Source organism: Aeromonas sp. 55A, from assembly GCF_051919665.1.
GTDB classification, from domain to species: Bacteria; Pseudomonadota; Gammaproteobacteria; order Enterobacterales; family Aeromonadaceae; genus Aeromonas; species Aeromonas veronii.
The window spans coordinates 868,449-891,177 of the sequence record NZ_JBQBEH010000008.1 but is presented as its reverse complement, the minus strand read 5'-3'; the positions used below and the strand labels follow the sequence as shown (position 1 = coordinate 891,177).

23 protein-coding genes are annotated in these 22,729 nt (G+C 58.2%); 13 read left to right on the top strand and 10 right to left on the bottom strand.

Going from position 1 to position 22,729, the window contains the following annotated elements; translation table 11 throughout:
• Positions 1–17 precede the first annotated feature (17 nt).
• Positions 18–605: a uracil-DNA glycosylase family protein gene (locus ACTG2G_RS08090; RefSeq protein ID WP_421279988.1), complete on the top strand. Its 588-nt coding sequence runs from the start codon at positions 18–20 to the stop codon at positions 603–605.
• Between the two features lie 3 nt (positions 606–608).
• On the opposite strand, the gene ACTG2G_RS08085 is transcribed toward ACTG2G_RS08090, so the two are convergent.
• A complete protein-coding gene (locus ACTG2G_RS08085) occupies positions 609–1,466 on the bottom strand; it encodes a DMT family transporter (RefSeq protein WP_307896215.1) in 858 nt (285 codons plus the stop codon).
• A gap of 91 nt (positions 1,467–1,557) precedes the next feature.
• On the opposite strand from ACTG2G_RS08085, the gene ACTG2G_RS08080 reads away from it, so the two are divergent.
• Entirely contained in the window at positions 1,558–2,448 is an 891-nt protein-coding gene (locus ACTG2G_RS08080) for a LysR substrate-binding domain-containing protein (protein ID WP_107682801.1), read from the top strand.
• Positions 2,449–2,457: 9 nt separating this feature from the next.
• Here the strand turns inward: ACTG2G_RS08080 and znuB are convergent, their stop codons facing one another.
• Positions 2,458–3,237 carry a zinc ABC transporter permease subunit ZnuB gene (gene znuB / locus ACTG2G_RS08075; protein WP_005354863.1) on the bottom strand — a complete coding sequence of 260 codons (780 nt, stop codon included), beginning with the start codon at positions 3,235–3,237 and terminating at the stop codon, positions 2,458–2,460.
• Between the two features lie 21 nt (positions 3,238–3,258).
• The gene (znuC, locus tag ACTG2G_RS08070) at positions 3,259–4,035 is read right to left on the bottom strand and encodes a zinc ABC transporter ATP-binding protein ZnuC (protein ID WP_005354861.1); all 777 of its coding nucleotides are present in this window, start codon (positions 4,033–4,035) and stop codon (positions 3,259–3,261) included.
• Between the two features lie 93 nt (positions 4,036–4,128).
• Between znuC and znuA the strand changes: the two genes are divergently transcribed.
• Positions 4,129–5,067, top strand: a complete 939-nt coding sequence (gene znuA, locus ACTG2G_RS08065; RefSeq protein WP_429205536.1) for a zinc ABC transporter substrate-binding protein ZnuA — start codon at positions 4,129–4,131, stop codon at positions 5,065–5,067.
• A gap of 67 nt (positions 5,068–5,134) precedes the next feature.
• On the top strand, positions 5,135–5,809 hold the full coding sequence (locus ACTG2G_RS08060; RefSeq protein ID WP_005335848.1) for a transglutaminase-like cysteine peptidase: 675 nt from the start codon (positions 5,135–5,137) through the stop codon (positions 5,807–5,809).
• On the opposite strand, the gene ACTG2G_RS08055 is transcribed toward ACTG2G_RS08060, so the two are convergent.
• Together ACTG2G_RS08055 and ACTG2G_RS08050 are read right to left on the bottom strand one after the other, a co-directional pair.
• On the bottom strand, positions 5,804–6,745 hold the full coding sequence (locus tag ACTG2G_RS08055; protein ID WP_429205538.1) for a TAXI family TRAP transporter solute-binding subunit: 942 nt from the start codon (positions 6,743–6,745) through the stop codon (positions 5,804–5,806). The genes ACTG2G_RS08060 and ACTG2G_RS08055 overlap by 6 nt on opposite strands.
• A complete protein-coding gene (locus ACTG2G_RS08050; protein ID WP_429205540.1) occupies positions 6,742–8,040 on the bottom strand; it encodes a LapD/MoxY N-terminal periplasmic domain-containing protein in 1,299 nt (432 codons plus the stop codon). The genes ACTG2G_RS08055 and ACTG2G_RS08050 overlap by 4 nt, the downstream gene beginning before the upstream one ends.
• A 260-nt stretch (positions 8,041–8,300) precedes the next feature.
• Between ACTG2G_RS08050 and mepM the strand changes: the two genes are divergently transcribed.
• Positions 8,301–9,638: a murein DD-endopeptidase MepM gene (mepM, locus tag ACTG2G_RS08045; protein ID WP_005354854.1), complete on the top strand. Its 1,338-nt coding sequence runs from the start codon at positions 8,301–8,303 to the stop codon at positions 9,636–9,638.
• A 71-nt stretch (positions 9,639–9,709) separates the two neighbouring features.
• Here the strand turns inward: mepM and ACTG2G_RS08040 are convergent, their stop codons facing one another.
• On the bottom strand, positions 9,710–10,654 hold the full coding sequence (locus ACTG2G_RS08040) for a D-2-hydroxyacid dehydrogenase (protein WP_421386887.1): 945 nt from the start codon (positions 10,652–10,654) through the stop codon (positions 9,710–9,712).
• A gap of 162 nt (positions 10,655–10,816) precedes the next feature.
• Here ACTG2G_RS08040 and ACTG2G_RS08035 point away from each other — a divergent pair, with 162 nt between their 5' ends.
• Positions 10,817–11,398: a YjaG family protein gene (locus ACTG2G_RS08035; protein ID WP_005335839.1), complete on the top strand. Its 582-nt coding sequence runs from the start codon at positions 10,817–10,819 to the stop codon at positions 11,396–11,398.
• 71 nt (positions 11,399–11,469) lie between these two features.
• Here ACTG2G_RS08035 and ACTG2G_RS08030 read toward each other — a convergent pair whose 3' ends face one another.
• Positions 11,470–11,949, bottom strand: a complete 480-nt coding sequence (locus ACTG2G_RS08030) for a MarR family winged helix-turn-helix transcriptional regulator (RefSeq protein ID WP_421386889.1) — start codon at positions 11,947–11,949, stop codon at positions 11,470–11,472.
• Between the two features lie 163 nt (positions 11,950–12,112).
• On the opposite strand from ACTG2G_RS08030, the gene ACTG2G_RS08025 reads away from it, so the two are divergent.
• Positions 12,113–12,640, top strand: a complete 528-nt coding sequence (locus ACTG2G_RS08025) for a hypothetical protein (protein ID WP_005335836.1) — start codon at positions 12,113–12,115, stop codon at positions 12,638–12,640.
• A gap of 9 nt (positions 12,641–12,649) precedes the next feature.
• A complete protein-coding gene (locus tag ACTG2G_RS08020; RefSeq protein ID WP_421386890.1) occupies positions 12,650–14,248 on the top strand; it encodes a BCCT family transporter in 1,599 nt (532 codons plus the stop codon).
• A 118-nt stretch (positions 14,249–14,366) separates the two neighbouring features.
• On the opposite strand, the gene ACTG2G_RS08015 is transcribed toward ACTG2G_RS08020, so the two are convergent.
• Positions 14,367–15,605, bottom strand: a complete 1,239-nt coding sequence (locus ACTG2G_RS08015) for a multifunctional CCA addition/repair protein (protein ID WP_421386891.1) — start codon at positions 15,603–15,605, stop codon at positions 14,367–14,369.
• 237 nt (positions 15,606–15,842) lie between these two features.
• Here ACTG2G_RS08015 and mutY point away from each other — a divergent pair, with 237 nt between their 5' ends.
• The 3 genes from mutY to mltC all read left to right on the top strand — a co-directional run bounded on the left by mutY (position 15,843) and on the right by mltC (position 18,397).
• Positions 15,843–16,895, top strand: a complete 1,053-nt coding sequence (mutY, locus tag ACTG2G_RS08010; RefSeq protein ID WP_421386892.1) for an A/G-specific adenine glycosylase — start codon at positions 15,843–15,845, stop codon at positions 16,893–16,895.
• Between the two features lie 8 nt (positions 16,896–16,903).
• On the top strand, positions 16,904–17,176 hold the full coding sequence (locus ACTG2G_RS08005) for an oxidative damage protection protein (RefSeq protein ID WP_058056466.1): 273 nt from the start codon (positions 16,904–16,906) through the stop codon (positions 17,174–17,176).
• A gap of 117 nt (positions 17,177–17,293) precedes the next feature.
• Positions 17,294–18,397 carry a membrane-bound lytic murein transglycosylase MltC gene (mltC, locus tag ACTG2G_RS08000; RefSeq protein ID WP_042052484.1) on the top strand — a complete coding sequence of 368 codons (1,104 nt, stop codon included), beginning with the start codon at positions 17,294–17,296 and terminating at the stop codon, positions 18,395–18,397.
• Positions 18,398–18,482: 85 nt separating this feature from the next.
• Here the strand turns inward: mltC and ACTG2G_RS07995 are convergent, their stop codons facing one another.
• Entirely contained in the window at positions 18,483–18,869 is a 387-nt protein-coding gene (locus tag ACTG2G_RS07995) for a YgiW/YdeI family stress tolerance OB fold protein (protein WP_005335826.1), read from the bottom strand.
• 254 nt (positions 18,870–19,123) lie between these two features.
• Between ACTG2G_RS07995 and ACTG2G_RS07990 the strand changes: the two genes are divergently transcribed.
• The gene (locus ACTG2G_RS07990; RefSeq protein ID WP_421386894.1) at positions 19,124–20,161 is read left to right on the top strand and encodes an SGNH/GDSL hydrolase family protein; all 1,038 of its coding nucleotides are present in this window, start codon (positions 19,124–19,126) and stop codon (positions 20,159–20,161) included.
• A gap of 265 nt (positions 20,162–20,426) precedes the next feature.
• Positions 20,427–21,461: a porin OmpA gene (gene ompA, locus ACTG2G_RS07985; protein ID WP_108614112.1), complete on the top strand. Its 1,035-nt coding sequence runs from the start codon at positions 20,427–20,429 to the stop codon at positions 21,459–21,461.
• A 131-nt stretch (positions 21,462–21,592) separates the two neighbouring features.
• Here ompA and ACTG2G_RS07980 read toward each other — a convergent pair whose 3' ends face one another.
• Positions 21,593–22,615 carry a GGDEF domain-containing protein gene (locus ACTG2G_RS07980; RefSeq protein WP_019445736.1) on the bottom strand — a complete coding sequence of 341 codons (1,023 nt, stop codon included), beginning with the start codon at positions 22,613–22,615 and terminating at the stop codon, positions 21,593–21,595.
• Between the last annotated feature and the right edge of the window lie 114 nt (positions 22,616–22,729).

The following is a 22,729-nucleotide window of genomic DNA, read 5'->3' as shown; positions in this document are numbered from 1 at the left end:
CTGGTACTATCAACGTCATGCAGCGAATCGATAAGTTGTTTGGGCAAATCAGGGCCTGCCGTCTGTGCGAGGCTCATCTGCCGCTGGGGCCTCGTCCGGTGATCCGCGGGGCCGAGAGTGCCCGCCTGCTGATCATCGGTCAGGCGCCTGGCACTCGGGTGCATGCCAGCGGTATCCCGTGGGATGACCCCTCTGGCGATCGCTTGCGCCAGTGGCTCGGTGTTGATAAGGCCACCTTTTACGACGAATCCCGCATCGCCATCATGCCGATGGGGCTCTGTTATCCCGGCAGGGGAAAATCCGGCGATCTGCCGCCGCGCCCCGAATGTGCGCCCACCTGGCACGGCAAGGTGTTGATGCTGCTACCCAATATCGAACTGACCCTGCTGATCGGCCAGTATGCGCAAGCCCATTACCTGCGGGGGGCGGCCATGGGATCGCTCACCGAGACGGTGCGCAGCTGGGCCGACTATAGCCCCGGCTGGTTGCCGCTGCCGCATCCCTCCCCGCGCAATACCCTCTGGCTCAAAAAGAATCCCTGGTTCGAGCAGGAGGTCATCCCTCATCTGCAGCAAAGGGTCGCCCCTTTGCTGAAACGACCCTGAGTATTAGAGCGCTGGCTCGGCCAGCGGCTTTGGCTTGTTGCGCGCCATGGCGATGAGCGGCAGGACGATGCAGATACAGCCCAGCAGCAGCGGCAAGCCCGGCTGCTCGTCAAACAGCCACACCCCGATGGCCACCGCCATCAACAGGCCGGTGTACTCCGCCGAGGCGATCTTGCTCGCTTCCGCCTTGCGATAGGCCACCACGCACAATCCCGCATAGACCATGATCAGCGCCGAGGAGCCGAAGGCGGGCCACCACATCTGCCACTGCCAGTCGCCCCCTTCCCACAAGGCCAGCGCGAGAATGAAGGGCATGCTCAGTACGTTGGTGAAAAACAGGGTCTGGGCGATGGGCTGCTTGAGCGGGATCCGCTTGATTAGCAGGTTGTTGAGCGCCATCGACAGCGCCACCCCGAGCGCCGCGAGTGCGGCCCAGTTAACCTCGGTCGGGCGCAGCACGATCAAAACCCCGATAAATCCGATGACTGCGGTCAGCACCTTCTGGCGCGAGATCGCTTCCCCCGCCATCCACACCGCCAGCGGTACCATCATCAGCGGCGCGGCATAGAAGAGGGCGTTGGCAGTGGCGAGCGGCAAGCGGGTGAGGGCCACTACCATCAGACAGACGCCGACCGCCCAGATATGGGCCCGCAGCAGGTGCCACTTGATGGCCACCGGTGGATTGCGGCGCCATGACCAGAGCAGCCAGGGCATCAGCAGAATGGCGGCCGAGAGCTGGCGGAAAAAGACAAACTGGAAGATGGGCTGATCCGGCTCCAGTACCTTGACCAGTGCATCGGAAAAGACCGCCACCATATTGCCCAGCACCAGATAAAGGATGCCGACCCCTACTGCATTCATACCACCTCCCACTTCAGATGAGGGGAGGGTAGCGCGGGGGACGTTATCCAGTAAAATGATAAAAAATGACCACTCATGAGATATTTAGATAATGAAGCTTCCTCCTCTGCGTGCGGTGCAATATTTCGAGGTAGTGGCCCGGCTGCTCAGCTTCTCCCGTGCCGCCCTTGAATTGAACGTCAGCCAGAGTGCGGTCAGCCACCAGATCCGCCTGCTGGAGGATTTTCTGGGTGAGCGCTTGCTGCTGCGTCAGGGTCGGCTGCTCTCGCTGACAACCCAGGGGGAGAGCTACTTCGAAGGGATTGCCGCCGGGCTCAGCCAGATTGCCCAAAGCAGCGAACAGCTGCGTGGTGGTGGCGAGATGCGAGTCCGGCTCGCGGTCTACAGCTCGTTTGCGGTGAAGTGGCTGATCCCGCGGTTGGCTGGATTGCGCCAGCTCTACCCCGAGCTGGATTTGAGTCTGGAGATGGTGGCTGAAGACCCCGAACTCTCCGATAGAGTGGCGGACTGCTTTATCACAGTCTCACCCCACGGGCGAGGCTATTGCCACGATCTTATCTATCAGGAGCGGCTCTTTCCGGTCTGCAGCCGCCGCTTGTTGCAGCAGATCAGCGGGGAGTGGCCTGAGGCCATCTGGCAGCTGCCGCTGCTCTCGGTGCAGTCCATTTACAAGGCGCGGGGGGAGGATTGGCAGCGCTGGGCCAAGGCGGGCGGGCTGGTGATCCCGGACGAGGCGCGGATGCACCATTTCAGCCATGTGCTGCTGGCGATGGAGGCTGCGGCCTGGGATCAGGGGGTGGCGTTCGTGAATGACTACATGCTGCGGCCCGATGATCCCCAGCTGGTGGCTTTGCCGGTACACCAGCTGGAGACGGGGGATGCCTTCTACTTTACCTGCAAGCGCTCGCGGGCCCATGAGCCCGCCATCAGCCGATTGCGCCAGTGGCTGATGATGGAGACACGCCAGAGCATGCCGCTCTAGCCTGCACCGTTACGCTCTCTTGAACTGGCTCAGCACAAACAGGCTGGTGGCACAGACGACGACCGAAGGCCCAGCTGGGGTGTCCTGATACCAGGAGAGGGTCAATCCACCCAGCACGGCGAGACAGCCAATCAGCGCGGCAAAGCCGGCCATCTGCTCCGGCGTCTGGCTGAAGCGGCGGGCGGTAGCGGCGGGGATGATCAGCAGGGAGGTGATGATCAGCGCCCCGACAAACTTCATCGCCACGGCAATCACCAGCCCGATCAGCAGCATCAGCACACAGCGCAGCACATCGACCCGGATCCCCTCTACTCGTGCCAGCTCTTCCGAGATGGTCATGGAGAGCAGGGGATCCCACAGTCGCCAGAGGGTGAGCAGTACCAGCGCGCCACCGCCGTAGATCCAGAGCAGGTCCATCGGTTGTACCGAGAGCAGGTCGCCAAACAGGTAGGCCATCAGATCCACCCGCACGTTATCCATAAAACTCAAGGTAACCAGACCGAGGGACAGGGCGCTGTGGGCCAGAATGCCGAGCAGGGTATCAGTTGCCACCTGCTGGTTGCGACTCATGATCACCAATAGCATTGCCATGGCGAGGCAGCAGACCACTACCGCTAGGGTGAGATCGACCTGCAGCAGAATGCCCAGCGCGATACCAAACAGGCAGGCGTGGGAGAGGGTGTCGCCAAAATAGGCCATTTTGCGCCATACCACGAAGCTGCCGAGGGGGCCGGCCAGCAGGGCGATGCCGAGACCGGCCGCGAGGGCGTATAACAAAAAGCTGTCCACTTGAATGTCCTGTTGCTTGCGCTATTTGCTGTGAGCGTTGTTGCGAGAGGGCAGGCGGATGACGGGGGCCTGCGGTTCATGATGATGGTGTTCGCCGTCGCAGTGGTGATGGTGGGTATAGACAGCCAGCACCTCCTGCTCCGGTCGCCCGAACAGACGGGCAAATTCGGGGTGGCGCGCCACGCTTTCCGGCTCGCCATGACAGCAGACGTGGCGATTTAGGCAGATCACCTCGTGGGTGCTGGCCATCACCAGATGCAAGTCGTGGGAGACCATCAGCACGGCACAATTAAATTCGGCGGCGAGCTGACCGATGAGGGCGTAGAGCTCGATCTGGCCGGTGATATCAACCCCTTGCACCGGTTCGTCCAGCACCAGCAGCTCGGGCTTGACCAGCAGGGCGCGAGCCAGCAGCACGCGCTGCATCTCGCCGCCGGAGAGTTTTTGCATCCGGTTCTCCAGCAATCCCTCTGCGCCCACCCGGGCCAGCGCCTCCTCGATGGAGAGGCGGCTATTTTTGCCCAGTTGCAGGAAGCGACGCACCGTCAGCGGCAGGGTGGGATCCAGATAGAGGCGCTGCGGTACATAGCCGACTCTCAGATCGCGGCTGCGGGTGATCTTGCCTGAATCCGGCGTGAGCAGGCCCAGCACCAGCTTGCTCAGGGTGCTCTTGCCAGCCCCGTTGGGGCCGACGAGCGTGGTGATTTTGCCTTTATTGAGAGTAAAGGAGACCTTGTCGAGCACAGAGCGTCCATCAAACGAGAGAGAGACCTCTTTCAGCTCTACCAGTTGGCTCATGACAACTCCGGGGTTTACAGCCAGTAAGAGTTATAATATAACAAAAAGCGGCTGTTATATTATCACATACTCACCCCCTGACGAGATTCACCAATGAGAATTATTGCGCTTTTCACTGCCCTGCTGGCGGTGAGTTTGCCTGTTCGTGCCATTGAGGTACTGACCACCATCAAGCCGCTAGGCTTCATCGCAGCAGCGATCACTGACGGCGTGAGTGAGCCCAAGGTATTGTTGCCGACCGGCGCCTCGCCCCACGATTTCTCCCTGCGCCCCTCCGATATTCGCAGCATCAACGGTGCTGGTCTGGTGGTGTGGGTTGGCCCCGAGCTGGAAGGTTTTATGGCCAAGCCGCTGGCTAATCATCCCCATGCTCTGGCCCTGACTCAGGTTGAGGGGATGCCGCTGTTCAACTACGCGACTCAGGATAGTCATGACTCCCATGACCATGATGATCACGATCATGCCGCCCACGAGCACGGTAACCATGATCATGATGAAGGGCATGAGGGACATCATCACGAAGGGGTCGATCCCCATATCTGGCTTGGCCCGACGCAGGCCAAGGTGATTGCCAAGGCGATCGCAAGTGAATTGGGCAAGCTGGATCCGACCAATCAGGCTCGTTATGACGCCAACCTCGCGGCATTTGTTACCAAGGTGGATGCCAAAGACAAGGTGATTGCTGGCCAGATGAAGGCGGTGAATGAGAAGGGGTACTTTGTCTTCCACGAGGCGTATGGCTACTGGGAGCGCCACTACGGCATGAGTTCAAAGGGTCACTTTACCGTGAGCCCTGAGCGTCGCCCTGGCGCCAAGACGCTAGTGGATATTCGCAAGGCGCTGGAAGAGAAGCAGGCGAGCTGCATTTATGCCGAGCCGCAATTCTCACCGGCTGTGATCGAATCGGTGGCACGCAATACCGGCGCCAAGGTGCTGTTGCTTGATGAGGTGGGTGAGCAGGTACCGCTCGGCCCGGATGGTTATCCCCAATTCATGCAGCAACTGGCAGACGCATTCGCCCAGTGTCGCTGATCAGCGGCTGAGCCTCTCATCCGGAGGGGCTATACTGACCTCCAGCATCTGACATGGAGTGTCCGGTATGAAATGGTTGTTGATCCCGGCTTGCACGTTGGCGCTATGTTGCGCCAACGTGCAGGCTTCGCGTCTTTCCGAATATATTGCCAGTCCGGATCTGCGGGCCAAGCTGCAGGAAGTGTATGGTGGCCGCGCCATTCAACGGGCCGAGGCATTCTCTCGCCTGCTCACCCCCAGAGCGGGTACAACCGACCAGCAGAAGATCGAGCTGGTGAACAACTACTTCAACAATCTGACCTACAGCGAGGATCCCAAGCTGTGGGGGGATGAGGATTACTGGGCCAATCCGCTGGAGTTCATCGGTGCCCGGGGTGGGGATTGCGAGGATTACAGCATTTCCAAGTACTATACCCTGATGGAGCTGGGGGTGGATGAGAAGAAGCTGCGGCTGGCCTACGTCAAGGCTGTGCGTTACAACCAGTTCCACATGGTGACGCTCTACTTCCCGACACCCAAGGCTGACCCACTGGTGCTCGACAACATCAACAGCCGGATCCTGCCGGGCAGTAAGCGTACCGACCTCATTCCCGTTTACAGTTTCGATGCCAAAAGCATCTGGATCATGAAGTCACGGCGGGAAGGGACGCTGGCGGGGAGTGCCGATCGGTTGGCGCAGTGGACATCGATGAAGACCCGCTTCTCCAGCGAGCAACTGCGCTCTCCCCGTCGTCAGCTATAGCTTGCCCGCCGCCTTCAACTCATCGAAATATTTCGCTGCGCCCGGATGCTGCTCAATAATCAGCACCGGGCCGGTTTTATTGCGTGCCCGGTGAAACATATTGGCGTAGCCATAAGTCAGCTCATTGAACTTGGTCTGCTGGGCCAGCATGGCCTTGGTCAGGCGATAGACAGACTCTTCCGGCATGGTGGCATTGGTAACCAGAGTGGCGGCAATGGCAAAGGTGGGCGTTGCCTTCAGATTGCCGGGGTAGATACGAGCGGGCACCTGACTACGTTGGTAATATTTGACCCCCTTGAGTAGCTGATCCCGGGTGGCCCCATCGATGGGGAGGAAAGTGACCGCGCAACGTTTGGCGGTGTCGAGCACAATCCGGTTGGGATGCCCCATCACCAATGCAAATGCGTCGATCTGCTTGCTGCAGAGCGCATCCGGCAGGTTGGCCATGCTCTTCAGATCGAGATCCTGCTCTTTTGCTCCCAAGATGTTGAACAGGGTCAGGGCCGTCTGGCGGGTACCCGAACTCTTCAACCCCATGTCGATGGGGGCGAGCTTGAGCTGTTCCAGTGAAGTGATATCGCCATCGGCACGGATCACTATGGTGAAGGGCTCGGCATGGGTGGCAAACAGGGCGCGTAGCTCAGGTTGCGGCTGGGTGGCAAAAGGGCCCAAGCCCTGGCTTGCCTGATATAGCCAGTCTGACTGCACCATGGCGTAGGATGTCTCGCCACTCTTCAGCCGCTTCAGGTTTTCTATTGAACCCGATGAGCTCTGCAATGTGCACGCAAGTTGCTCATCGACCTCATGGGCCAGACGGCAAAACTCTTTGGTTATCTGGTGATAAATCCCCTGCTCACCCCCGGTGGTGATAGTGACGGTTTCAGCCATCAGGCCGGGTTGCCACAGCAGGGGCAACAGCATGGCGAGCTTTTTCATGATTGCGCCTCCTTGGCATAACCATCGATACCCCAGGTCCGTAGTTTGTCGATGTCGTTACACTCTCCCGATTCTGCTAGCAGGGTATAACCAGCGGCATGCATGGTCTGGGAGAGCAGATTCCAGTAGAGCGGCTCATTGGTCAGCTGACAGCTGATAAAAATGGGATTGAGCGGGTCAAGTTGATTGAAGGTATCCGCATTGAGGGGAATGGCGCTGAAGGCGAGCTCACCCCCCTGTTCCTGCAACGCAGCCAAGGTAGACTGGCCGTGGGCGGGAAAGGTGGCTACATCCCAGCGCCAATCCAGTGTTTTTCCTCGCCCCTGGCTTAGCAGAGGGGCGATCTCGGACCATTGCGGGTGATTGAGCAGGGAGAGGGGCAGCAAGACCCCTTCTATATGAGAGTGCTGCCACTGTTGCAGGGCGCTCTGGATGGTTGCGAGATCGCTGTCGGCACCGAGGGGCTGACTGGGCAAGAAACGCTGATAGAGCGCGATCTCCCCTTGTGTGGAGACAAATTTTTGCAGTTGCCCACCTTCCGGCAGTGGACTCACTCCTTGCAACGGCTGTGGGGTTGTCAGTGGCAGCTGTTTTCCCAGTTGGGTGATCTTGAGTCGTTGTTGCAGCAGATCCCGTTTGCGTTCGGAGAGCAGCTGGTTGATAGAAAGGGCCACTTCTTTGAGGTCTTGCAACCAGGGAGTGGGCAGGGTGCTGTTGAACTGGTGTTTGCGGATGCGGATCAGCTGCAGGTTGATCTGTTCCAGTGGTTGCAGCAGGCGCTTGCAGACCAGAGAGATGACCAGGGTAAATACGACGAGCCCCGCCAGCAGGGCTATGCCGGTGCGACTGATGGCATTCCACAGATGCTGATAGGCGTAGCCGCTATGCCCCTCAAGGGTCAGAGTGCCCAGCATGCGCCAGCCATCGGTCAACTCTTGCTCAATCTTGACGGGGGGCATGCCGATAACCGAGGGAAGCCAGCCTGGGACATTTTGCTGGGTAGAGTGGAAGACCTTCTGAAACAGCAACTGGCCATCGGGATCGATCAGGGTGACCGAGCTGACGAAGCCGCCATCGAACATGGCATTAACGATGGTTTCCGCCAGCACATTGTCGTCATTGAGCAGGGTTCCTTGCAGCACCAGCCCGAGAGCGGTGATGGCGGTTTCCAGGTTGGCTGACATCTGGTCGAGGATGGATTGGCGGACCGTCGTGACTTCCAGTGCAAACAGCAGCACTGCACCGATCAGGAACAGGACGACAATTATTCTGATTAACAGTTTTGCTAACGACATATCCACTCCATGGAAAAGTTATCGCAACATTTTGGGTTTCTATTCAGTATCGAATCCGACCCGGTTCTTAAAAATAGGAAAAAATGGTTAAAAAAGACGATCATTTCTGCCCATCCGGGCGGGTTATGCATAAAATGTGAGGTTCATGCAGATTGTGATGAACTATTTGTAACTATTTGTGTCCAACAAACAGTTTTATACGGTTTTGTCACAACTGACATCGCAACTCACACTCTTTAGATCTAAATACAGGATAGCGGATGAAACGTCTCCGTCCCTTGGTAGTACAGGCTGCCAATTGGGAACCACCGGTTCCCCGCAAACACTTTTACGCCATGCTGATGCTGACGGCCATGACCCTGTCAGCAGTGGCATTATTGCCAGCTCCGGGTGACATCCTTGAGCGGCCGCTGCGTCTTGAGTTGCCCATTGATACCGCAGGTACGGCAACCAACGAAAACAACACCGACTTTAACGAAATTCCCGATCACGAACTGGTTGATCAAAGTGCGCCGGATGACGACATCCCGGTTGACACCACCCCCCAGTGGCAGGATTACCGGGTCCGCAACGGCGAAAACCTGACCGCCATTTTTAACAATCTCGGTCTCTCCACCACCACCCTTTACAAGGTGCTGGACGCGGACAATAAGAACTATCTGGCGCGCCTCAAGCCGGGCCAGAATATCGAGCTGCTGATCGATCAGGACAACATCCTGCAGCAACTCAAAATCCGCCTGAACATCAAGCAGACGCTGGTGATGGCGCGCAGCGATGATGCCTATACCGCCTCCATGATCAATGAGAAGGTCGAGTGGCAACCGCAGCGTTACAACGGCGTGATCAACGGCAGCTTCTATGTCAGTGCCCGCAATGCGGGGATTCCGGCCAACCATATCCAGAAAATTGCCAACCTGTTCCAGTGGCGAATGAATTTCGCCAAGGATCTGCAGAAGGGCGACAAGTTCAAAGTGCTGGTACGCCAGGAGACGGTGGAAGGCAAGAGCACTGGCAACAGCCAGCTGCTGGGTGTGGAAGTGACTAGCCAGGGCAAGACGGTGTCGGCCTGGCTCTCCGATGACGGCAACTATTACGACGGTCAGGGCAACAGTCTGGAGCGCGGTTTCCGCCGCTACCCGACCCACAGCCGCTATCGGATCAGCTCCAATTTCAACCCGGCGCGCAAACATCCGGTAACCGGTATGGTGCGTCCTCACGAGGGCACTGACTTTGCGGTGCCGGTAGGCACGCCAGTGCTGGCGACTGGCGATGGTATCGTCCAGAAGGCAACCAGCCACCCGCTGGCGGGTACCTATATCGTCATCAAGCATGGCCGTACTCTCTCTACCCGTTATCTGCACCTGAGCAAGCTGCTGGTCAAAACCGGTCAGCGAGTGAAGATGGGCGACAAGATCGGCCTCTCCGGCAACACAGGTCGCTCGACCGGTGCTCACCTCCACTACGAGCTGCGGATCAACAACCGCCCGGTCAATGCCATGACAGCCAAGCTGCCTATGGCTGAACCGCTCAGCGGCAAGGAGCGTCGTCAGTTCCTTGCCAAGGTGAAGAGCTATCGCAAGGAGCTGGCCGCGGGTTGATTCCTGTCGTCACAGCCTGAAATGAAAGGCCCCGCCAGATTGGCGGGGCCTTTTTACATGCGCAGTGAGGGTCAATAACCCTTGTCGAAGTCGATTTTGCCATCCAGTGGCTGGCCATCGATAAAGCGGATGTAGTTGCGCACAAAGATCTGGGCCACATCATCCGGGAAGCTGTAGGCGCTGTTGTGGGGGGTGACGATGAGGTTGGGTTGTCCCCACAGCGGACTGTCGGCGGGCAGCGGCTCCTGCTCGAACACATCCAGCACCGCCATCGCCAGCTTGCCGGTACGCAGTGCGGTGAGCAGATCGCCCGAGTGCACGGCGCTGCCACGACCGACGTTGAACAGGATGGCGCCCGGTTTGCAGTGTTCGAAGCGGGCGGCATTGAACAGATGACGGGTATCGCGGGTGGCTGGCAGCACGCTGACGATGACATCGGCCTGCACCAGCATCTTGTTGAGCGCAGGTAGTTGATAAACCTGATCAAACCCGGCCCGCTCCCGACCGCTGCGGCTGATGCCCAGCACCTTCATGCCAAAATGTTTGCCGGTGTGGGCAATATGCTGACCAATGCTGCCGGTCCCCAGGATCAGCATGGTGCGCCCCTTGAGGCCCTGATAGGGGTGGCTTTGCCACAGTCGCTGTTTCTGCTGCTCCCGATAAAGGGGGATTTGGCGCATCAGGCTGAGCAGATGACCAAAGACATACTCGCTCATCAGCGGGCCGAAGATGCCGCGCACATTGGTGAGCTGATAATCACGGCGACTATCAGGGTCGAGCAGCACATCGACTCCCGCATAGGTGGACTGGAACCAGCTCAGCTTGTTGGCTTTGGGCAGCAGCGGTTTGGCACGGGCTGGTTCGGCCATCAGAATATGGGCTTCGCCGATCAGCTTCTCGGCATCGCTCTGGTTATCGGCTCGTAGAATGCGCAGATGGGGGAGATTGGCGGCCTTGAGCAGCCGTTCGTAGTGAGCATTATCCTGGCTGAGCAAAAGAAGGGTACGTTGGCTCATACTCTTGTTCCTTATCAGAATTTGCGGCGCAACAAGATGCCGCTCTCGACCCATCTTACCTGACTTCATATCGCAACATAGCCGACCAGGGCGCTTTTTCGTTTTCGCCGCGCCCCTCGTGGGCTACAATCTGCCCCACATTTTGCAAAGGATCCGACTCCAGTGTTTGGTGACAAGTTTTATAAGCGACTGGCCGAGCTACAGCCTTGGCAACAGACCGTCTACACCCTGGCGCTGGCAGAGCGCATGTACCCCAACTATGCCCTGTTCTGTCAGGCCTCCGGCTTTGGCAATGCTGGCGCTTTCCGGCATGCGCTGGATCAGATGTGGGTCTACCTCACCGTCAAGGGATCCCGGGTCAATCTGGGTGCCATTCTCGAAGAGTTCGAGTCTCACATTCCGGATCCCCGCAAGTTTGAATCCTACGGTGCCTATCCCGCGCTGGATGCCTGTGTTGCGCTGGGCTGCGCCTATAACTCGGTGATCTGCCGGGTTGGCGAAGAGGCCAACGATGCCAGTCATGCCTCAGTCGGTACTGTGGCCGGTTTTATCGAGCTGCTGGAAGAGCGGGATCTGACCGAAGAGGAGCTCTACGAGCACGAGTACATGGAAGCCGAGCTGGAGTTCCAGGTCGAACTGCTCAAGCGGGTTGCTCATGAGCGCGACAGCGATCGTATTCTGGCCATCAGAGTATTCGCCTCTCAGGATGGCGTCTCCAATATCGGGATCAGCCTGGAAGAGTAATCCTCTACGACCCCTGATAGAACAAAGCTCCCTTTCGGGAGCTTTTTTTATGCCTGAAATTGTTCAGCAGCTTATGCCTGCTCTTCGGTGAGGGGTCTGACGCTCAGCACCGGGGCCGCGTCGATTTCGTCTGCATTCATCATGGATGAGATGCGTTGCAGGGAGGAGAGCAGCAGGGTCTGTTCCCACGCTTCCAGCGCCTGAAAACGCTGGATGAAGCGCTCTTGCAGCGGGGTCGGGGCCTGGGCCAGCAGGGTGCGGCCTGCGTCAGTCAGTGTCGCGTGAACCTTGCGCTTGTCGGTATTGCTGCGAACGCGCTGCACCAGTTGGCGGTTCTCCAATCGGTCCATGATGGTGGTGGCGGTGGCCTGGCTCATGTTGGTGTGATCGGCTAGCTGGCGCATGGAGATCTGTCCCAACTCGTCGATCCCTTTGAGCAGCAAGAGTTGCGGGGAGGTGAGCCCGGCTTCTTTGATTAAGCGCCTGGAGTGCATGTCGATGGCACGAATAATCTGGCGCAGGGCGACCAGCACTTCATCATGTTTTTCCATGGGGTGTGCGTCATTGGAGGGCTATGGAGAGGGGCAAAATTTTCCGCCTAATTCGTCACAAGGTCAATATGGTTTTTGTTGTAATAATTTCTGCTCTAATTAATTTTGTGTTAGGTTGACGGGCATTTCACGGAATTCACCCTGACATTTGAGGAGCTAAATGATGAATGACGAGCTGGATATCAAGTCTCTGGTGGCCGAGTTACGTGTGGTCAGAGTGCGCTATGAACTGCCGGATACCTCGGCTTTTGTGCGCTATCAGCCTGCCTATGATGAAGACCCGAACAACCTCAAGGTACACCACTATGATGGTGAGTTACCCCTCTCTTGCAGTGAGACAGGTACTTTCAACCTAAAGGAGTTGGTTAATGAATTGCGCTACGCCTATGTGCTGGTGCACCTCTTTCCTGACGAAAGTGCCATGAACTTCTATCTGACTGGCCTCGATACCGGCCTGGCCCAGCTGGAGTTCATCGGTGGCTCTTACGACTTTAATCGCCTCTGGATCACCAGCGGTATCTCCAATCTGGGCGTCCCCATGGCCATCTTCCTTGGCAAGCGTCACGCCGTGAATGGCCAGCCCTCGGTTTCGCTGGTGGATCACCGCGAACAGGCAGCTGGCAAGCTGGTCTATCGCGCCATCGGCGGGGCCGGTGATCATGTGGGCGAAGACTTTTTCAACAACGACTAAGGAGGCTGGATGCGAGCAAGCAAAGGGCTATTGAAAGGCCTCAACCCCACCATGGCCATGACGGCCCTCACCGTGATCACCCTGTTTTTGCTGTTTGGCGTTTTTGTTCCCGATACCGCGGCCGCCTGGTTTGTCGGTGCCAAGGATCAGATCATTGCCGGGTTCAAGTGGTACTACATTCTGGTGGTTGCCCTGTTCCTGTTCTTCGCTGTCTACCTGATGTTCAGCCGTTTTGGCAGCATCCGGCTGGGTGACGACGACCAGGTACCGGAGTTCGGCTACTTTGCCTGGTTCTCCATGCTCTTTAGCGCTGGCATGGGGATCGGTCTGGTGTTCTGGAGCATCGCCGAGCCGATGAACCATCTGCAGGGCAATCCGTTCATTACCGAAGGGATGACCCCGGAAGCGGCCCAGATCGCCATGCGCCTCACCTTTTTCCATTGGGGCCTGCACCCCTGGGCCATCTATGTGATCGTTGGCCTATCGCTGGCCTTTTTCAGCTACCGGCGCAAGTTGCCGCTGGCTATTCGCTCCGTGCTTTACCCCATTCTCGGTGAGCGCATCTACGGCTTCTGGGGCCATGCGGCCGATGTGCTGGCGGTGTTCGGCACCGTGTTCGGGGTGGCGACCTCCCTTGGTCTGGGGGTCTCCCAGATGAATACCGGCCTCAACCAGATGTTCGGTATGGCAGTGTCGCAGTCCAACCAGCTCTGGCTGATTGGTGGCATCAGCCTGATCGCCACTCTGTCGGCGGTCTCCGGGGTCGGGCGAGGGGTGAAGATCCTCTCCGAGCTCAATATCTGGCTGAGCGTCTTCGTACTTGCGCTCTTTCTGGTGTTGGGGCCGACCACCTATATCCTCAACGCCTATGTGCAGAACATAGGTGATTACCTGCAGAACATCGTCAAACTGAGCTTCTGGACCAACACTGAAGCCAACGGTACTTCGGCCTGGCAGTCGAGCTGGACGGCGTTTTACTGGGGCTGGTGGATTGCCTGGGCGCCGTTTGTCGGCATGTTTATCGCCCGCATTTCCAAGGGGCGTACCATTCGCGAGTTTGTGCTCGGTGTGTTGCTGGTACCCTCGCTGCTCGGCATGTTCTGGCTCACCGTGTTTGGCGGTACGGCGATGAATCTGGAGCTGTTTGGCGGTGGCGGCGTGGTCGCTGCGGTCAATCAGGATGTGACGCTGGCGCTCTACAAGACGGTCGAGCTGCTGCACTGGGATACCTTCGGCTGGATCGCCAAGGCCGTGCTGACCCTGCTCATCTGCACCTACTTCATCACCTCCAGTGATTCGGGCACGCTGGTCATCACCACCCTGCTCTCTATCGGTGATCAGGAGCCGCCGGTGCTGCACCGCGCCGTATGGGGTCTGGGGCAGGGGTTGGTTGCGGCCATCCTGCTGGTTTCCGGCGGCCTGGCGGCCTTGCAGGCGGCCAGCATCATAGCGGCACTGCCCTTCTCGGTGATCATGCTGGCGATGTGCTATTCGCTGATACTGGGGCTCAAGCAAGAGAGCCAGCGCCAGTTCGAGTATCGCCAGAACCTCAAGCGTCACGATGGCTCATCCCATATGAGCCTGATGGAGCGAATTGGTCCGGCATAACGGCACCAGCAGGGGTTAGCACCCCTTCACATATAAACCTGGATGCAAAACGGCCGCCCTGGCGATGTTCTCCTTGCGGAGCTCATCATCAGAGCGGCCGTCTGTTATGGGGCCGAGGTTACTCTTCGATAAAGGTCCACTCATCCTTGATGCGGCTGATGGCATCAGTGCGCTTTTTGGCGAGCTGCTCCTTGATCTCTTCCCCTTTGAAACCGGCCGCCACTATCTCTTTCACCGGCACTGCCTGGGCGGCTGCCAGCGCTTCTGCCACATAGTCCGGCTCGGCGTAGACCCGCTCCTCGAAACCGGTGCGGCCGTGGAAGTCGGCGCGGCAGGCATCCAGCAGCTGGGCAAAGCGCTCGGGGCGACGCCAGGCATCAGCCTTGTCGAACACCTTGAGCAGGGTGGCAGGCTTGAGCTCAAAGGCGATATGGATGTGGGTGTGCAGATCGCTCACCAGCAGCGCCAGATCCCGGCACTCATTGGGTACCCGGAACCGCTCGCACAGAGCGCGAATAAGCGGCAGCCCCTTCTGGCCATGACCGTGATGGCTTGGCCAGAACTCCTTGGGGGTTACTCCCTTGCCAAGGTCGTGGCAGAGGGCGGCAAAGCGGACGGTCAGCTCGGGGGAGATCCGGCACGCCTGCTCCAGCACCATCAGGGTGTGGATGCCGGTGTCGATCTCCGGGTGCCACTTGGCCGGGGCGGGAACGCCGAACAGAGCGTCGATTTCGGGGAAGAGTGCCTTGAGGGCGCCGCACTGGCGCAGCACCTCGATAAAGATCTGCGGGGTCGGCCCCAGCAGTACCTTCTCCAGCTCCTTCCAGACTCGCTCCGGCGTGAGGTGGGCCAGCTCGCCAGCGGCCGTCATCTCGCTCATCAGGGTGAGGGTCTCCGGCGCGATGGTAAAGCCCTGAGCGTGGAAGCGGGCGGCGAAGCGGGCGACCCGCAGGATGCGCAGCGGATCTTCGGCAAAGGCGGGGGAGACGTGGCGCAGCAGCCGTTTTTTCAAATCCTCAATGCCACCGTAGGGATCGTGGAGCTCTCCCTGTTCATCTTCGGCGATGGCGTTGATGGTGAGATCCCGGCGCAGCAGATCCTGCTCCAGCGTCACATCGGGGGCGGCGTGGCAGACAAAGCCGGTGTAGCCCTGACCCTGTTTGCGTTCGGTACGGGCGAGGGCATACTCCTGCTGGGTTTTGGGGTGAAGAAATACCGGAAAGTCGCGACCGACCTGGGTAAAACCCAGCGCCAGCATCTGTTCCATGGTGGCACCGACCACCAGATGATCCCTGTCGCCCTGCGGCAATCCCAGCAGGCGATCCCGCACTGCGCCCCCAACCAGATAAGTCTGCAAACCGTCTCTCCCGTCATCAATCGTGGGGCCGAGTATATCGTCTTTGTTACCGATTTGCTGCCTGACCACCACCTGCCCGCAGTGCCAGTCAGCGCGGCTTTGACTTGGGCGTGACGAGGCCTTACGCTGCCGCACCAGACAGCTGGCGCTGTGCTGCGGGATGACTTTATGCCCGCGCAGGCCAGATGAGCCGAAGGAACCGCAGAGTTCCCCATATATCAACGACATGAGAACAACGTGAATCAATCAACCTTCGCAAGCCGGGTTCTGGAGTGGTACGAGCTTCATGGCCGCAAAACCCTGCCCTGGCAGCAGGAGAAGACCCCTTACCGGGTCTGGGTCTCGGAGATCATGCTGCAGCAGACCCAGGTCGCCACAGTCATCCCCTATTACCAGCGTTTTATGGCGCGCTTCCCCGATGTGGTGGCGCTGGCCGAGGCCCCTGTTGATGAGGTGCTGCACCACTGGACCGGGCTTGGCTACTACGCCCGGGCTCGCAACCTGCACAAGGCGGCCCAGCAAATCCGCGATCATCACCACGGCCTCTTTCCCGAGCGCTTTGACGAGGTGATGGCGCTGCCGGGCATTGGCCGTTCTACCGCCGGGGCCGTGCTGTCGCTCTCTCTGGGTCTGCCTCATGCCATCCTTGATGGCAACGTGAAGCGGGTACTCACCCGCTGGCTGGCGCTGCCGGGCTGGCCCGGCCAAAAACAGGTGGAGAACGAGCTGTGGGAGATCGCCATCCGGCTCACCCCCAAGCTGGGCGTGGCGCAATACAATCAGGCGATGATGGATATCGGGGCCACTATCTGCACCCGCAGCAAGCCTGCCTGTGATCGCTGCCCGGTGCGGGCCGATTGCCAGGGGCTGTCGCAAGGCAAGCCTACCGCTTATCCCAACAGCAAGCCCAAGAAGAGCATTCCGGCCCGTGACGGCGTCATGCTGCTGATCCGTCACGGCGATGAGCTGCTGCTGGAGAAGCGGCCGCCACAGGGGATCTGGGGCGGGCTCTACTGCTTCCCGCAGGTGGCCTCGCTGGCGGAGGTGGATGGTCTGCTGGCATCCCTCGGCCTGAGCCATCACGGTTATCGTGAACTGGCCGGTTTTCGCCATACCTTCAGCCACTTCCATCTCGATATTCAGCCGCTGCTGATTGACATTGATGAGGCGCAGCCGCTGCGGCTCATGGAAGCAGATAACCGACTCTGGTATAACTTACGCCATCCTGCCGAGGTGGGGCTGGCGGCCGCCACGGCCCGTCTGCTCGCCTATCCAGAGTTACAACCATAGAGGTCAACATGAGCCGTACTGTATTTTGCCAACGCCTGAAAAAAGAGGGCCCGGGTCTGGATTTCCAACTCTATCCCGGTGAGCTCGGCAAGCGGATTTTTGACAACATCAGCAAGGAAGCCTGGGCCGAGTGGCAGAAGAAGCAGGTGATGCTGATCAACGAGAAAAAGCTCAACATGATGAATCTTGAGCATCGCCAACTGCTGGAAAAAGAGATGGTCAGCTACCTGTTTGATGCAGGTGAAGTGCAGATCGAAGGTTACACCCCGCCTGCCAAGTAAGCTCTCCGGCTGTTGTACGTGTGAACAGGTGCGGGAATGGCGCCACACTGGCGTGACCGCTCCTGAAGTCGCAGCAAATGAATGATGGGCAGCTCTGCTGCCCGGTTTGAGGATCCTATGGGCCGAATTTTTTGGCTGCTGTGCACCCTGCTGTTTCTCTCTGCCTGCTCATCTTCCCCCAAGCCCAGCGGGAGTGAGGATGACGATCTGGTCAACGGCAAGGACATCCGCGGTTTTGAACACATGATCAGCGCGCTCTCCCATAACGTGAACGAGATATGGGGGCGGGAGGCGCTGTTTGCGGGCAAGTTTGACTACGTCAAATACACGGATCAGTACAAGAGCCGGGCCCACATCGACTTCTCCAGCGGTCACATCATGGTGGAGACGGTCTCGGGCATCGATCCCCGCGCTCACCTGCGTCGCGCCATCATCGAGACCCTGCTGACGCCGGACGATCCGGCCGAAGTGGATCTTTACTCCGACCGGGAAATTCTGACCGGCGGCGAGCCCTTCCTCTACGGTCAGGTGCTGGACAATCAGCGCCAGCCAATCCGCGCCTCCTGGCGCGCCGAGCGTTATGCCGATTACCTGCTCAACACGGCGATGAAGAAGCGCACTCTGGGTATTCGCACCATCTTCTTCGTCGATATACCCATGGTGGCCAACCATGAAGATCGACGGGGCTACAAGTATGCGGGGATCATCCGGGAAGCGTCGCGCAAATACGGCGTGCCGGAGAGCCTGATCTATGCGGTGATCAAGACCGAGAGCAGCTTCAACCCCTATGCGGTGAGCCATGCCAACGCTTATGGCCTGATGCAGGTGATCCCGGCTACTGCCGGTCGTGACGTCTATGTGCGGGTCAAGGGCAAGAACGGTCAGCCGACCCGGGAGGAGCTGTTCAACCCGGCCTACAACATCGATGTTGGTACCGCCTATCTGCACCTGTTGCAGACCGTCTATCTGGCGGATATCGAGGACCCGCGCTCCCGTCGCTATGCGGTGATCTCCGCCTATAACGGTGGCGCTGGCGGGGTGCTCAATACCTTCTCCAGCGATCGCAAGGCGGCGCCGGGCCGGATCAACCGGCTCTCCCCCGAGGCGGTCTATCAGGTGTTGACGGAGCAACATCCCAAAGAGGAGGCGCGCCGTTACCTCTACAAGGTCAATCAGGCCGAGAAGGGGTTCAAGAGAGCCTTTGCCAGTCGGGCCGGTTAAGCGGTGACGCTGGGTTAACCATGCAAAAGGGCGCTTGATATCAAGCGCCCTTTTAACGTCTGGCCAGTTCGTCGTTGAAGTGGCCTTATTTGGCGATAAAGCCGCCCTTGGTCTGCGGGGCCGCGCCCACTTTCTCCAGGGTTTTCACTTCCACTTCGGTCTTGTTCCAGCTGTGGTCCACTTCACCACGGATGCGGATCTGATCATCCGGGCCCACTTCGGTGCCACGCCACACATCCTGATCCACTTCGACCTCCACCTCACCGCTGGCATCACGGAACAGATAGTTCTCGCCGCCCAGGTGCTTGACCAGTTTCCCTTCCAGGGTGGCCCAGCTGTCATCGGCCAGATCTTTCAGTTGAGCAACGGAAACCTTGTTCTGCTCTTGCGGGCCGGTATAGGCCGCCATGGCAAAAGAGGAGACAGACATCAGGGTCAACAGTCCGATTACGCTTGCGCTTGCCTTGTTCATTTCATACTCCTGTCGTTGGTATGGGGGCATTGTGCCGGGGGGGGCGTGAAACAAGCGTGAAAGAAATAGGCTGGTGTGATTGTCTGTTTTGTGAGCGCAAGCGATTTCATCGGTGGCGGAACATGTGTGATTTCATCTGGAACAGTAATCTGTCGCCTTCACCATAAGTCAGTGGTAGCAGACTCTTCCCATGCCTGTCGCCACTCGAGGAGAAGTCCGCAGGTCTCACCTGCTTAATCGAAGAGCATAACAATATGAAAAAATGGCTTGTTTGTTTATTGGGGTTAATGGCATTGACCGCGCAAGCGGCAGAGGGACGCCAACCATTTTCCCGGGTCGTGATGTTTGGTGACAGCCTCTCCGACACCGGCAAGATGTACAAAAAGATGCGGGGGTATCTCCCCTCCAGCCCACCTTACTTCAACGGGCGCTTCAGCAACGGCCCGGTGTGGCTGGAGCAGTTGGGTGACGAACGTTTTCCCGGTCTGGTCGTGGCCAACGAGGCGGAAGGCGGTGCAACCGCGGTGGCCTATAACCATCTGGGTGCCCTGAACGGCTGGCTCGGTTTCTGGTCCTGGGATCCCAAATATCAGGTGATCAATAATCTCGATTACGAGATCGATCAGTTCCTGAAAAAGGACAAGTTCCTCCCCGATGATCTGGTGGTGATCTGGGTCGGTGCCAACGACTATCTGGCCTATGGCTGGAACACCGAGCGGGATGCGGATCGGGTGATCGATACCATCCGGCTGGCATCCAACCGGTTGGTGCTCAACGGCGCGCAGCAGATCCTGCTGTTCAACATTCCTGATCTGGGGCAGACCCCGTCAGCCCGCAGCATGAAGGTGGTGGAGAAGGTGCGCCATGTGGCCAGCTACCACAACCAGAAGTTGCAGAACCTCACTCGCGAGCTGGCTCCACTTGGCATTGTGAAGCTGTTCGAAGTGGACAAGCAGTTTGACGAGATGATGCGCGATCCCCAGCAGTTCGGGCTGAGTGACACAGAACACGCCTGTTACGGTGGCGGCTATACGTGGAAGCCATTCTCCGGCAGCGCTGCCGAGGTGGCTGCGACCCCGGCTTTGAGTGTCTCCGAAAGAGTGGCTATTGCCGGTAACCCGATCCTGGCGCAGGCGGTGGTGAGCGGGCAGGCAAAAGGGCGAGCAGCGACTCTCAACTGCGATGAGCATATGTTCTGGGATCAGGTGCATCCGACCAGGACGGTGCACAAGGTATTGAGCCAGCGTGTTGCTGACTTTATCGATCAGCACTACGAGTTTGTTCGTCACTGATATCGCTTCGGGCCAGCATGTTGCTGGCCTTTTTCTCCTATCTGCCCTCATTTATGCGTCTTTTTGCGTCACATTCAGTTCAAATAACAAACGTTTGTTGCTGTTTTTGTAACGCGGTTGCGTTAGAGTGTTTTTTGTTAATTGATATCAGTGACTTGAAAATAGGCTAACGTTGATATGCTGCGATCGCTTTTGGGTGGTTGCACCTATAAGACGAGGTGATATCAATCAACCTCCTCCTACATAAAGTTGCAGAGGCTCAAACATGAAAAAATCATTGATTACCTTGCTGGTTACCGGCTTGCTGGCGGCCAATGCCCAGGCTGCCGGTCAAGATAACACCTGGTATGGCGGTGCCAAACTGGGTTGGTCCAACTTCTACGGCATTGATGAAAGCAACAGCTTTACCCTCGGCAATGAGACCAATGATGCTCTTGGGGCTGGTGTATTTGCCGGCTATCAGCTTAACAAGAACCTGGGCATCGAATATGGCTACGATTATCTGGGGAAGTACAAATATGATGCCCGCTCAGCCACGGGCGCAGCGTTTCAAGATGAAGTTCAGGCCCAACTTATTCATTTATCATTGAAGCTGGGCTTCCCTGTAACTGATAGCCTCGACCTGTACGGACGTATCGGCGGCGGTTATGCGGCCGCCAATAGTGATCTGAAAGGCGGTGATGGCCGGTTCAACTTTGTCAGCGCGCTGGGTGCCGAGTATGCCTTCAATCGTGATTGGGCTGCCCGTCTTGAATATCAATACACTACCCCCTACGGCAGTCGAGACAATACCGGGTTGCGTATGGACAATGGCCTGCTCTCTGTGGGCGCAGTCTATCGCTTTGGTCAGGTTGCCCCTGTGGCGCCCGCTCCGGCTCCGGAACCTGCTCCTGCACCTGTGATGGTTGAGAAGCAGTTTACCCTGAGCTCCGATGTGCTGTTTGACTTCAACAAGGCGACCCTCAAGCCAGAGGCCAGTCAGGCACTGGATAGCCTCTATAGCCAGATTGAAGAGGCGCGACCCAAAGATGGCGTGGCAACCGTAATTGGTCACACCGACCGTATCGGTTCTGATGCCTACAACCAGAAGCTCTCCGAGCAGCGTGCCCAGACCGTTGCCAACTATCTGGTTGGTAAAGGGATCCCGGCCGCCAAGATCAATGTGGAAGGGCGTGGTAAATCCTCACCGGTTACCGGCGACAGCTGCGTCAGCAAGTCCAAGCGTGAGCTGATCGTCTGCCTGGCCCCGGATCGCCGTGTTGATGTGAAAGTCGAAGGTGTCAGCGAGGTGCAGGAGTAATCCTTCACACTGAGCAGATCTCCACTGGGGCTGGAAGGAACAGCCCCTGTCGGAGCAAGAGAGACCAAAAAGCCAGTCATTTGATCTGACTGGCTTTTTACATTGGCATTGCGGTCGGGCAGGGGACTAAATCAGGAAGGGAGTGGCATCACCCGGTTGCGCCCCAGCTCCTTGGCCTTGTAGAGCAGCTTGTCGGTACGTTCGACCAGACAGTCTGCGCTCTCCTGACCGTTGAACTCACCCACGCCAAACGAGGCTGTGATGTGGTCGATGCGGCGGCCCGATTTGCGATCCAGAATCGACATCCGCTCGATGGCGCGGCGCATGCTCTCCGCCATCTGTCTGGCCAGCGCCAGCGAGCGATGGGGGACCAGCATGGCGAACTCCTCCCCACCCAGCCGATAGGCGGTGACGCCCTCCTTGCAGGCATCGCGCAGCCGTTTGCTGAAGGCGCGCAGCACCTGATCGCCGAGCAGGTGCCCATATTCGTCGTTGAAGTTCTTGAAGCGATCGATATCAGCAAGGATCAGCGAGAAGGGGTGCTGGCTGCGGATCAACCCCTCCAGCTCCAGGTCGAAGGCGCGGCGGTTGAGCAGGTTGGTGAGGGCATCCTCGTTGGCCAGCTTGCGTGTCTCGTTGAGCGCGGCCCGCAGCTCTTTGATCTCTTTCTCCGCATTGCTGAGCTGGTTGCGAAAGTGCATGGTGGACATGCGTACATCCCGCGATTCGCGCACCAGCTCCCGCAGGATCCCCATGGTGTCTTCCAGGCTGAAGCCCTCGTCATCAATGCGGCTGAGCTTGTCAAAACTCTTGTCGAGCATCTCCTGAAACATGCCGGTATCGGAGATGGCGTCCTGCATGGAGTGGCCGAGCTCATTGGCCATGGCGGCGAGGCTCAGTTTCATCGCCTCCATCTGCTTCTCGTCCTGAGCGGCAAGATATTGGTGATAGAGCCGCTCGCAGGTGGTGAGCGAGCAGGTTCCCTGCATTTTTACTGCCTGATCGATCGCCTGGTTGAGCTCGGGCATGCTGGCCGAGACATAGTTGTACCACAGGTGGTAATTGTCCGGCGTCGTGGGGATCTGGTACTTGATCATCAAAGGGACCGCCTGTTTGAGATAGGCGGCAGATTGGGCAAATGTGTCCTTACTCATGAGTTCTGTGTCTCATCATGCCAGCGAACTGAAGATAGTATGACAGAGAGATTGGCCAAAAGGCAGCCGATGGATGCCATTCGCCCCCCCCTCCGATATAATGGCACCGTTACC